This window comes from bacterium (Candidatus Blackallbacteria) CG13_big_fil_rev_8_21_14_2_50_49_14 (assembly GCA_002783405.1).
Lineage (GTDB): Bacteria > Cyanobacteriota > Sericytochromatia > UBA7694 > UBA7694.
In genome coordinates this window covers 1-11788 of the sequence record PFGG01000003.1, presented here as the reverse complement: position 1 = coordinate 11788, position 11788 = coordinate 1, and the positions used below count along the sequence as shown (strand labels likewise).

General features: G+C 46.3%; 10 protein-coding genes. 3 read left to right on the top strand and 7 right to left on the bottom strand.

What is annotated here, in order from left to right; all coding sequences use genetic code 11:
• Nucleotides 1-42: 42 nt before the first annotated feature.
• The 3 genes from COW20_00125 to COW20_00115 form a co-directional block, all read right to left on the bottom strand.
• The gene (locus tag COW20_00125; GenBank protein PIW51166.1) at nt 43-2949 is read right to left on the bottom strand and encodes a DEAD/DEAH box helicase; all 2907 of its coding nucleotides are present in this window, start codon (nt 2947-2949) and stop codon (nt 43-45) included.
• Nucleotides 2950-3078: 129 nt separating this feature from the next.
• The gene (locus tag COW20_00120; GenBank protein PIW51165.1) at nt 3079-3681 is read right to left on the bottom strand and encodes a hypothetical protein; all 603 of its coding nucleotides are present in this window, start codon (nt 3679-3681) and stop codon (nt 3079-3081) included.
• Nucleotides 3682-3780: 99 nt separating this feature from the next.
• Nucleotides 3781-4155, bottom strand: coding sequence for a hypothetical protein (locus COW20_00115; GenBank protein PIW51164.1), 375 nt, complete (start codon nt 4153-4155; stop codon nt 3781-3783).
• Nucleotides 4156-4363: 208 nt separating this feature from the next.
• On the opposite strand from COW20_00115, the gene COW20_00110 reads away from it, so the two are divergent.
• Nucleotides 4364-4681: a hypothetical protein gene (locus tag COW20_00110; protein ID PIW51163.1), complete on the top strand. Its 318-nt coding sequence runs from the start codon at nt 4364-4366 to the stop codon at nt 4679-4681.
• On the opposite strand, the gene COW20_00105 is transcribed toward COW20_00110, so the two are convergent.
• Nucleotides 4678-4890, bottom strand: coding sequence for a hypothetical protein (locus COW20_00105; GenBank protein ID PIW51162.1), 213 nt, complete (start codon nt 4888-4890; stop codon nt 4678-4680). The two genes, COW20_00110 and COW20_00105, sit on opposite strands and share 4 nt — an antisense overlap.
• Nucleotides 4891-5002: 112 nt before the next feature.
• On the opposite strand from COW20_00105, the gene COW20_00100 reads away from it, so the two are divergent.
• Complete coding sequence (locus COW20_00100) at nt 5003-6493, top strand: hypothetical protein (GenBank protein ID PIW51161.1); 1491 nt, start codon at nt 5003-5005, stop codon at nt 6491-6493.
• A 17-nt stretch (nt 6494-6510) separates the two neighbouring features.
• On the opposite strand, the gene COW20_00095 is transcribed toward COW20_00100, so the two are convergent.
• From COW20_00095 to COW20_00085, 3 genes are all read right to left on the bottom strand, one after another.
• Nucleotides 6511-8031 (bottom strand): hypothetical protein, encoded by a 1521-nt coding sequence (locus tag COW20_00095; protein PIW51160.1) that lies wholly within the window; start codon nt 8029-8031, stop codon nt 6511-6513.
• Nucleotides 8032-8102: 71 nt separating this feature from the next.
• Nucleotides 8103-9566 (bottom strand): hypothetical protein, encoded by a 1464-nt coding sequence (locus COW20_00090; protein ID PIW51159.1) that lies wholly within the window; start codon nt 9564-9566, stop codon nt 8103-8105.
• Nucleotides 9563-9892: a hypothetical protein gene (locus tag COW20_00085; protein ID PIW51158.1), complete on the bottom strand. Its 330-nt coding sequence runs from the start codon at nt 9890-9892 to the stop codon at nt 9563-9565. Before COW20_00085 ends, COW20_00090 begins: the two co-directional genes overlap by 4 nt.
• Before the next feature lie 1238 nt (nt 9893-11130).
• Between COW20_00085 and COW20_00080 the strand changes: the two genes are divergently transcribed.
• Nucleotides 11131-11788 (top strand): hypothetical protein (locus COW20_00080; GenBank protein ID PIW51157.1); only part of this gene is annotated, 658 nt, incomplete at its 3' end.

Genomic DNA, 11788 nt, shown 5'->3' with positions numbered 1-11788 from the left:
GCTGGTCTTTGCCAATCCAAGTCAGCTCAAGTCGTTGTTTTTTCATACCAGTTTCCACCTTATCGTAAATAATTCAGTCCGTTGGGTCTTTTGCCGCAAACGGGTTTCAATGCTGGTCATCAGCTCCTCTTTCTGGTTGTCTACATCATCTTGAGCTTCATACAAGCTCATGCGGAGCTGATTCCGCTTTTTTTCCAGATCCTTGATTTCTCGCTGAGCTTTGACTTTTTGCTCTAAATTCAGGATTTTCTTCGCTTCAGTCTTACGGAATTTTATCTCTTTGTCCAATTCTTTCAACTGAATTTCTAAACTGGCCTTGATATCATCAGCCCATTTTTCCAGTTTTTCCATCTCTGTATCAAAAAAGCCACTGTTACGCTCCAGATTAGCTTGAATCAGTTCTGTTTCAAACCTGAAGCCCAATTCCTTGAGGGTTTCAACAACATATTCCGGCACCTTATCAGATTCTTCAGGGGCCTGGGCTTCGAGCGAAAAGAGCCTGGCGCATTGTTCGGGCTCCAGGGTCTCGCCCGTTTCTGTCACACCACTCATCACCATATAATCTTCGGTTTCAAAGGAATCAATGGTGAGTTGCTCAACCCGAAGGTAGCCCCCCTGTCCCACCAAACTCTCAAGGATATTGATTTTCTTGGGGCTGCCGGTGTAATCAAAAACCAGTTGAGCAAGGGGGAGATCTGGGGTTTTGCAGGTGTTGATGACCTCCTGGGCCAAGGGGTGCCCAAGTCGGTAGATATGGGCATCTTCAACATGTCGGCCCATGCGGTAGCGGCCTGTGGGGATTTCTGATACTGCATAGGGATTCCGGCGCAGATCAAAAACAAAGGGCTCTTCTTCGTCAAAGGCAGCTACAGACCAGAGGGCGTATTGAGTCAGGCCCCAAAGCAACGTTTCATACTTATTCAGGTATTCTCTGCTTTTTTCCAGGTTAAGCCGTAGCTTCTCGGTCACTTCTTCATCAAAGTTTTCCAGAAGCTTTTGTCGTGTCATGCTCAGCCGGTCGGTGATTTGCTGTTCCATTTCCTGCTGCAAAGCGTCAAAGCTGACCTGAATTTCTTCTTCAGTCCGGCAACTCTGGTAAATTTCAGAGATTCGTTTTTCAAAGTCTACCCCTGATTCAATCGAGCCCAGAACCTGGTCACTGGCCCCGAAGACCCCATCAAAAAGCTTAAACTTTTCAGACAAGAGTTCATACACCCGTTCATCAGCTGCATTGGCCTTATTCAGAAAGTTCACCACTACAACATCATGCTTTTGCCCGTAGCGGTGACAACGCCCAATACGTTGTTCAATACGCTGGGGATTCCAGGGCAAATCATAGTTGACGACCAAAGAACAGAATTGCAGGTTAATACCTTCGGCGGCGGCCTCAGTGGCAATCATAACCACGGCTTCATCTTTAAAGAATTCCACCAGGGCTGCTCGTTTGTCTGCCGTGGCTGAGCCGGTTGCTTTATCTGTGTACTTGTTTTTCTCCAGCCATTTCTGATAAATCTGGCGCGAGAAGGGGTCATTGTTACTGCCGTTGAACAGCACAATTTTGCCTGCATACTCAGTATTGCTGAGAATATCCAGCAGGTACTTCTGTGTGCGGGTGGATTCTGTGAAGATAATGGCCTTTTTGTCTGCACCCCGATTCTCAGCTTCTGTAAAACCTGCTATCAGGGCCTTCATGAGTACCTGGCCTTTGGAGTTTTCTTGAATCTCTTTGGCCAGCTGGGCAAAGGATTCGACCAGGGTTTTTTCCTCTTGGATTTCTATCAGTTCTTCAGGGGTAAAGACCCGCTCGTTTGCTTTTGCGGTGTCTTGCTCGTCTTCTTCTTCATCCCACTCATCAGAAAGATCATCCAGGGCCTCAAAGTCACTGGCTGAGCCCATATATTCAGGAAAAAACCGCTCAATACTGGATGTAGTGATCCGCTTGGTTTCTAAAAGCAGGTTGAGGCGCTTAATCAGGGCATCCAACGTTCCAGCAATGGCGTAGGTTGAAGATGCAAGGAGCTTCCGTAAAATCAGGGTCATCAATTTGCGCTGACTGGAGGGCAAGGCATAGAGTCGGGGTCGCTGAAGGTATTCAGACACCTTATTATAGAGGTCTTGCTCAGGCTCTGACGGGTAAAACTCCTGGGTAATGGGAATCCGATTGGTGTACTTGATGTATTCCAGCACCTGGCGGCGTAAAGTTCGTTTACAGATGGGTTTCAGACGCTCTTTTAGATCGTCAAAGCCATCTTCAGTGGTTAGGCGTGAAAACTGGGTTTTGTAGCTTTTGAGGTCGCCAAAGATGTGTTCATCAATCAAACTGACCAGGCCATACAGCTCTAGCAAGGAGTTTTGTAGCGGGGTCGCTGTCAGCAGAATCTTGGGTACATTGGCCAGGGCGTTTTTAATGGCATTGCCGATCTTATTGTCTGGCTTATAGACGTTGCGCAGCCGGTGAGCTTCGTCAATAATGACCAAATCCCAGGAGATTGCTTTGAGGTAGGGTTCTTTAGAGCGGGCAAACTGGTATGAACAGATCACCAGGGACTTTTGGTCAAAGGGGTTCAGATGACCGTTTTTGATTTCCTGGTTAAAGCTTTTGGCTTCCAGAATCACAGAGGGCAAGAAAAACTTTTCTTGTAGCTCCTGATTCCACTGTTTGCGCAGGTTGGCCGGAAGGATTAGCAAAATGCGGCGTTTCCGTTCGGCCCACTTTTGGGATAAGACAATGCCTGCCTCGATGGTTTTTCCTAAGCCTACTTCATCGGCTAAAATAGCTCCTTTGGAAAGCGGTGAGCGGAAGGCAAACAAGGCCGCTTCTACCTGGTGCGGGTTCAGATCCACCTGAGCATCAGCCAAAGAGCCCGCTAACTTTTCCAGGCTATCCGAGGGACAGCGGCGGGTCAGTTCATGGGCAAAGTATTTGGCATGATAAGGTGTTATTGTCATAAAGCGGTCGGTCTCAAAAGCAATTTATAAGTTTCCTTTATATCAGGTGAATGGAATTGTATTCAGTGTAACAAGGCTTTACAGGAAGGCAAAAGAAAGCCCACCTGTTAAAGTGGGCCTTGAAGTGTCTTATTCCCATATAGCTGTGCGCTCACGGAAGCTGTAATAGCCATCCAGAGCCACAATTACATGGTCATAAAACTCTAACTGCATGAGCTTGCTGCACTCGACCATTTTTTCAGTCAGTTCGCAAGCTTCCTCACAAGGGTCGGATTCTCCAGAAGGTTGATTCTGTACCAGGATGAAGCCGAAGGCATTTTGTGAAAGCACAAAGTGAAATATTTCCCTTGGGTGCGTCAGAATGCCGGTCAGGGTTCCCAGTGCCAAAACTTTGGCGCTGATAAACCGTTGCCTGGAGGTCAGAGCCAAGCACTTTAAAACAATTTGCTCCTCCCGTACCATGCTGCGGCAGTATCTGGCCACAATCTCAGGGCTCTTCATAACCAGGGAACGCTTCAAATTGGCCAATAGCAAATGATCCCGTAATGGATGCAGGGGATCTTCCGTTGCCTTTTGATAGTTGCTTAGGCAAGTTGGGCAGGTGGTGTGTGACGGGCTTCGTGTCGATTCCTGATACAAGCGACCTTCCTCCAGCAGTTCCAGGCACCAGGCAAACCCGTTTCTGACCAAAATATTGACTGGCAGAAGCAAGTGGATACTTTTTTCCTCCATACCAGATCTCCTTTCTGCGAGAAATCGCGCAAAAAAGATATACGGGATTCTGTCAATTGCAAGGAAAAGCAGGCCGGTTTGGCTGGCCTGCTTTTGGGATTAGTATTCCCGAGGGAGTAAAACGGTGCTGTCCGTGTAGTACAAGCGAATTTGAGACAATGGGAAATCTGTGAATTCCAACTCTTGTCGCATCAGCTCTACTTCGTTGCCATCTGTGACAACAATCAGTCCTGTGTGATTTGCCAGGTCAACCGTAAGGTCAATGACCTGGAACGTCTCTACAGCAACTTTTTTGATGGTTTGATAGCTATAAATGCAATCAATCAACCAAAAACAATTAGCCTGGTCGCAGAGAAATTTCACACCCTCTGTAATGATGACATTGGGATAGATCCGATAAAACTGTTCAGACCCAATAAAACCATGCAGACTGTTGAGAATTTGCGTCGGTGTCAGCTGTTCTTTCTGTTCCACAGGGGATACCTCCTTTCTTGAGATTTGCCTCATCATGAAGATAGGCATTAAAACTCTATTCAATTCTGGGAAAAAGTAAAGTAAGCCCCTCTTATTGAACCTGTGGTTGGGAGATCTGCCGCAGGCAGTCTGCCGACCACAGGTAACCTTTTCCGTTGTTGTGGAGGTGTTAAAATAGTGTCAAGAATGAAATTGCATAGGGAGGTTTATGGTGAATAAAACCGATCCCTATGCAGATGGCTACAACCAGGGATTTGACGACTATAAAGCTGGAAAAAAACGCAAACCCCACGCCCTAAAAAACCTGGGCAAGATGGTGATGATGCGGTCTCAGGACGTAGAACGCTATGTCCAGGCGTATCATCAGGGGTATGAAGCCGCTGTGCGAAAATCTCGTCTGCAAAGTGAATCGCGCCAAGCCAGTCAACAACAGGAAAACCCTGAGGAGCAAATAAACCGGCGCATGAACCGGCTCCGATCACTCAGGAAAAAACGGGGGCGTAGTGGCCCAGAGCGCGAACTTTAATTTGGCTGATATGCTTCTTCCCTGTTGCGAAGATAGGCCACCGCATGGTCATAACCCAGCTCATAGCCCAAAGCATAAGCCACTGCGATTTGAGACCCGTTCTGTTTAATCTGTTCTCGTGTATTGCCGACCATGTAATCTTCAAAACCTTTGCTGTAACCATAATCGAAAGCATCTGCGTCCTGGGGGATATTGAGAGCCATATTCATTACGTTATGAAATGAGCGCTGAAATCATATCAGTTTGCATTCAAAAAGCAACTGATCTGGAAAGCGTCAAGTTTGCTTGATACACTGATCAAAAAAGAGCTGGAGGCTCTCAGTGGAATACATAATAGGCGCAATTCTTTGGCTATATGTCCTATACTGGATTTTTCTTATTGTTTCCAAGCTGTTCTCTCTGAGTGTTGATGCTGCACGCACTCTTCTTCGAAGTATTCCCGCTTTAATCTGGAGCTGGCGTAAACCCTTTTTCTTTCTCAATTGGTTGCTTTGGGCCTATCAATACCCTGGCCGGTGGGTGCCTTGGCTGCGGGACTATAACAAAGGGGTCTCCAGACCTGTCTTTTTTCTGTTTTTGCCCTTGAGGTTACTTTACTGGGGCTATCTATACATTTACATGACACCCGTGCGCTTCATAACCGCTGTATATTTTGATTTTTTGGTGTTTCTCAGTTTCTCTGTCACCATTGCCTTGATGGATTTGTTTTACCCCGAATCCAAAACATACCGGCAAAGCTATGGTTGGCGGCGCACATTTAAAGTAGCCGCTTTCTTCCCTGTCCGCCTGGTCATTTTTCTGCTTCAAAACGTTCGCATCATTGTGCAATCCCTCTGTATGGTGGCCCTGGATACCGTCTTTACCACAGTCACAGGCTTTCATGGGACAGATGCTGCCAATGTGGGGCGGCCAGACCCTGACAAAGAAAACCCGACTATTTTTCAGAAGGGTATGTGGTATGTCGGAACTGGTGATTATGCGGGCCGTGGTATTTACTTTGGTCTTCAAGAGAATGTAGCTGATCACTATGCCCGAGGGAGCAATTACCCTTTGATTGTCATGGCCCGTGTCACATTGTTTTTAATGCGTCCGATTCCTACACTGCCAAAAGATTATCGCCATGTGGGAGAGTACGGAAACGGGCTGAAAATTAGTGATGAATTCAAGTATGCCTGGTTGTGGCGTACCACAGAGCTGTTCAGAGCGGATCGCGGCGGCTGGTATGAACTGTGCGTCCTGATGCCTAAAAAGTCAGGTCAATTGGTCAAAAGTTGGCGAATCCGCCCCTTGCTTGTTCTGGATGAAGACCGCCGCTGGTGCCGGATATGGGGCGGGGCTGCTCTCTTCCCTTCTACTGGGCCAGAGCTTGCCGCTGTTGGATACGCCTGTCTGATTTGGTTGCTGGCCAGTTACTATCAGCCACAAGGAGGCTTTTCTCTTCCGCGTCCCCGCCAAGTACAGACGGCGGTAAGTAGCCAAAATCCAATTGATCAGCTACATGCCTATGCAAGGGCGTGTTCGTCAGGGGATTCAAGTGGGGCCTATCAGATGTTTTCTCAGGAAGCAAAGCGAGAAAAAAAGTATCTGGCGAGTGAAACCGCTTACTATGACAAACTCTTTAAAAACCAAGCGGGTATGAATTTATCTGACTTCTCTGCTCCCAGTTATGAGAGTGGTAATACGGTCGTCAGGGTTAATTTCAGGGCCGATGTTACAAAGGCTGACCGCTCAGGGGTTGAGCCATATAGGATTCAAGCGACTCTGGTGCTTGAAAACGGTGAATGGAAAATTGATGAATGGAAGGCACAGTAAAAGTCCCAGAACCAAGATCACTTCTTTTTACTGTTAAACTCGACTCTTTGGATCTTTAAGGGTCTCTTGCTCGGCAATGGCGGATGTGGAACCTGCATCCGCCGTACAAAGTCGCGCTGATCATGTACCAGGTGGGTGGTGAGCATCATGGGCTCTTTGTTCCCTGTCAAAACAATGGCCTGGTTATCCTCAATGCGCATCAGGCGATCAGCATTCATGAGGTTTTCTTCCCGCACATGCTTTTCACCTCCTCTGGTCTTTTGAACAACCTGCACTTTGCCCAACATTTTCTCAACCATGCTGGCAGTCTCTAAATCCATGCCTGAGTAAAAAATTCTGGTGGCAATGCCTCCACCCATAATAATTTTTGCGCCATGCTCCCCGTAGTGCTTGTAAAGCTGATGAACGCTTTGCAAAATCAGAGAGATAGAGACTTTGTACTTGCGGGCGGTGGTCATCGTGGTTTCAAAATGGGGGATATTGTAGTGCCCAAACTCATCCAGAATGGCATAAAACGGCAAATCATTGGGGTCTAAGCTGCGCATCACAGAAGTGAAGAGCTGGGAGTAAAACAGATTCATCACATAGCTGTAGGGCGCAATACGGTCAGCCGGTACAATTAAGAAGATGGCCGTTTTTTCTTTGCGCAGCAGGGAAAAACGAAAGTCATCATTGACGAAGAGCTGGGCCATATCAGGATTGCCCACACTTTTCATGGCATTCAAAGCCGTTGAAAGATAGCCCTGCACAGTCTTCTCATTTTGCCCTGAAATCAGAGAAGCATAGCGGTCAACGTAACTTTCATCAGGGGCATATTGAGCTACAAAGGTATCCATAACATCAGCATCAAACAGCCGTTGCAGCAGCTGGTAAACATTCGGCAAGTGATAGGTGAACTTGTGGCTCTTCCCATAGCGGTACAAACAGGCAATGAACAATTCAATCAGTTCTTTGGCCCCATTGTTCCAAAAGCCTCCATCTGCGGTTTGGCCAGTTGCAGCTGAATCCACCAAGACGGCTGCAACTTCTTGAAATTGGGTATAGCTAGATGCTCGCTTGAGGGGGTTATAGCGGTTGCTTTGCATCGGATCAGAAGGGTTGAGTACATAGATTTTGTACCCCCGTTTAGCAAGGTCACCGGCTGTATTGGCATACAATTCGCCCGCTGGGTCGGTAATGACAAAGGAACAATTGTCCTGGGTTAAAATATTGGGCATCACATACCGGCGGGTCTTCCCTGCCCCGATTTGAGCAATGATGATAGCATTTTTATAGCTTACTTCAGGGGTAATGCGGCCTTGTTTACCATCAATCAGCAGCCCTTTGTTTTTCGGTTTCAGAATCTCGGCAATCTCATCGTCTTTCAGGAAACGTGCTCCCTTGGGCTTTTCATGTGGAAAGAAAAGCCAAGCCATGGGGCCAGAAACCAGCTTAAAAAAGCGCAAAGGCCCAGAAATGATACCAGTTCCTTTATCCATAATAGATACCGCTCCAGCAGCCACAGCTCCCATGAGAACCAGGCCAATTAAAATTTCCATATTGTCCGCTTGTTATGTTTGTGTCGTCTTTATCTAGAGTAACAAATTTTGCCTTTTCCTCAAGAAAAACCTTAATCCCGCTCCCAACCACGTTCACGGTCTTGCCTGCCCTTTTTTTCGCGCATTTTGCGTAGCCGTTCAAGGCGTTCCTGTGATTCACGATCCATAGGTTGAGTACGGGGCTCCTGGCGATTGGGAGTAGCCTGGTCACGTTTTCTAGTTTCATCCCGTTGCACGGAACGCACTTCCCTCTCCTGGCGACGTTCAGAGCGTTGGGGTAGCTCTTTTTCCCTGGCTTTCTTGAGACGGGCCAAGCGTTCTTCAACCCGTCGTTTTTCATCGTCATCTTTACTTGGCGGGGGCACAACTGGCTCCTCCTTACTTTGAATGCTTTTACTTTGGGCATGTTGTTCCAATGCCTTGTGGAAGTCGTCTCGAAATTCCTTGACGGCATTTTGGGCTTTTCCAGCGGTATCACGAATTTGATTCCAGAATCCTGTTTTGGATTTCTGAGTTGTATCTTGAATCTGTGAGGGTGCTTTGGGCTCAGAATAAGTTATCTGGGCTTCAGGCTTTTTCTCTTGGCGTGGTTGAACAGGAGATGCCTGGTACTTCTGTTCTGGCACTTGAGTTGGTTGGGTAAGAGCATCAGCACTTGGAGCGCTGGGCTCTGGTAATGCTTGAGCTTGAGGGGCTTTCTGTGGGGGCGTGTCAGTGGCCGCAGGGGGAGGAATGGCAGGGTTGCCATGTGTCTTCATCTGTTCGGCCAAGCCATCGAGTACCAGTACCCGTTCATAGGCGGGTAAAAGCCCCAAGGTGCGAAGCCGGTAGCGGCGACCAGCGGCAATGACGACTGGATTTTTGCCTCTGATTTCCAGCTCCATATCTTGTTCTGCCAGTCTGGCCGTCAGGGTTGCTTGGGTCGTACTCTGCTCAAGCATGACTTCAAGTTTTTCTTTTACCTGGCTCTTCACGGAAGGCTTACCAGTCCTCTGCTCCAGCTGGAATTCCCTGTCTTTTTTCTTGAGAGCTGGGGGCGCACTGCGGGAATACAAACTGCGCTCCTTCAGTTCTGGCCAGCGCTCTTGTAAAAACATTTCCATGCGCCCCTGGATTTCCCACAGTTGGGACTTGGTCAGCCTGACACGTTTGGCCGGACGATCCAAACTATTGGGGCTCAGCATCAAGTGAATATGTAGGTGTTCTTTTTCAACGTGCATACAACCATACCCCAGTTGACCAGGTGCCCGTTCTTGGAGGTACTGCTGCACCATGGTGTACAACGCTTGTTTCTGTTGCTCCAGGTCAACCCCTTCCTGGCGCTGCAAACTTAAAATTTCATGGTAAAGCATATTGCCGTTTTTGCGTGGCGGCAGTTGCTCCCCCATGAGTTCAAACTCTTGGATAATTCTGTCTTTCTCAACATTTCGGTAAAGATTATGAAATACGGTAAAGTCCTGAACACTTCCCCGCTGCATATATTCCAGCAACTGATCGTAACTTGCGCTTTTGCGCGAAAGTGACTTAATAATCATTTGCCATGAAGCAAGAAGACACTGCTCACTTCTTCCTCAAGAATCATGAGCTTGTCTTCCAGATTTTTGAGTACCCTGTGGGCGTGCATATTGGCCTCTGGGCCATACAAATGTCGGTTCAGGTTCATATTGTGTGCGATTTGGTTTATGTTATTGGCCATGTTGCGCACAAGAAGACGCAACTCATGAGCCAGCTCTTGGTTGGCTTGGGGCACAAGGGGCACCGTGCTCTTGTACCTTAGTGCCATTTCTTTCATGGTTTCAGGAACACTCTTCCCTGCCTGGGTTGCTTCCAGACAGATCAATTCATATTCATCGGGGGTCATGGTAACGGTTACTCGTCGCTTCCGTTCCTTATACTCTTCCCGATACTTTTCCATGTACGTTTGTCGATCCTGCATAGGTACCATCCATTGCAAAAAAATCACAAATTAAATGCGCTGCGTAAAACAGTCTATTGTGCAGTCTGTTCACTTCAGACCTGTTTTTAAGCGCTGTTTCAGGGGGAGTCCAGAGGGGGCATCCCCCACTGGCAAGTTGCAATTTTGCCCTGCCGCCTACCACTAACATATCATGTTCGTGCGAAATTGCAAACTTGCTATTCCGTCATACCCGCTCCAGGAAAATTTTTTAGATGTTCTGTCAATTAAGGGTATGACAACGGTAAGCGAGGCGAACCGTTCATTCGGGGACTTTTATGCTCCACTGGTTTACTGTTTTAAAGAATAACTATTCAATGGAAGAATTTAAAATGCTTAAAATTTATTTCGATACAGAACCAAAGCATTTTGAAAAATCAAGAACACTCCCTTAAACAAAAAAGTGTTTAAATCGTTTTTAAGGCCTGTCGGATACCTTTCGAGTACCGAAATGCTTTTAAGTACCCTTCAGCGTATTTTAGCCCACTTAGAATGGCTCTCCGTGGCCTTTGGTTTTTGCTGTTGTCTTTGGTTTTTGTCTTAGAAAAAGTTCTTATAAATCATCATTCTCGCGCGCGCATGCGCGTGATGTTGATCAATATTTAAAATATTTAAAGAATTTAAGAGGGAAAATTGCCGATCCTGGAAACCCGCTTGTAGCAATCATTTTGGCGATCCAGAGATCTGAATAAAAACACCGTCTTTGGGATGAAAAAACACCATCTTTGGGATGAAAAAACACCATCTTTGGGATGAAGCAACACCGTCTTTGGGATGAAGCAACACCATCTTTGGGATGGAAGTGCTATAGGTGGATATGAAGCTCTATATGTAGCTTTTGGTCATGTTTGACTTCCGAAGCAGAAAATAGAAACACCGTCTTTGGGATATATTCCCTTTTAAACCTGTATTTTATGGATCGGTCTCTCTAAAATTAGCTTTTTTACTAAGTTTGAGGCGACTTGCCAGATAGATACAAAGGTTTAAAACACCATCTTTGGGATCTGACAAATTTGAAATAAAAAACATCCCAATCTATATTTTCGTATGGTGATTAAAAACACCACGACTCTTGACTGAATGTGTTTTTAATGAGACCCTGTAGAGGAACTGTTTTTTTGAAAAACAAAAGGTCAGGGAGTCACATGAGCGAAAACGAAGATACCCTCTTTTTAATGCTTAATAATAAGTCCATGGCCAAGATTGATGCTGAGTATCTCAGAATGGCGGTTGGTTTCTTAGATACCAACAAATTAATGGAGGTTGGGGCATACAAGACATTTGTTGCCCTAGTAAGTCTGACCAAAGGAAAGATTCAAAATCAGCGTCAGTTTCAGATGCCCGTACGGGAAGTTATGAGCGAAATTGGTATCTCCAGCAACAATTATGAAGCACTGCGTGAGTACGTTAAGACCCTCATGGAAACGGTGCTGGATTTCAATATACACAGACAAGACAATAATCCTGGCTGGCGTATGGCTCAAATTTTGGGCCCATCTGAGCTAAACAATGGCGTGATTTCATTTGAATTTACAGAGCCTGTTTGGGAGAAATTAAAAGACCCAATTATCTATGCTTACATTACCCGTAAAGGAGTCTATTCCTTCAAGAGTAAGTATGAGATCGCCCTTTACAATTGGTTCACCCGCCTTTTGGTTCCCAATCATGACAACGTTATGTGTGAGGAATCGATTAAGTTCATTTTGAATGACGTTTTGCATATAGACAAAAAATCTCTCAAAACATATGGCAGTTATATGCGGTTAAACGACAAGATTTTAAAAAAATACATTGAGTACATTA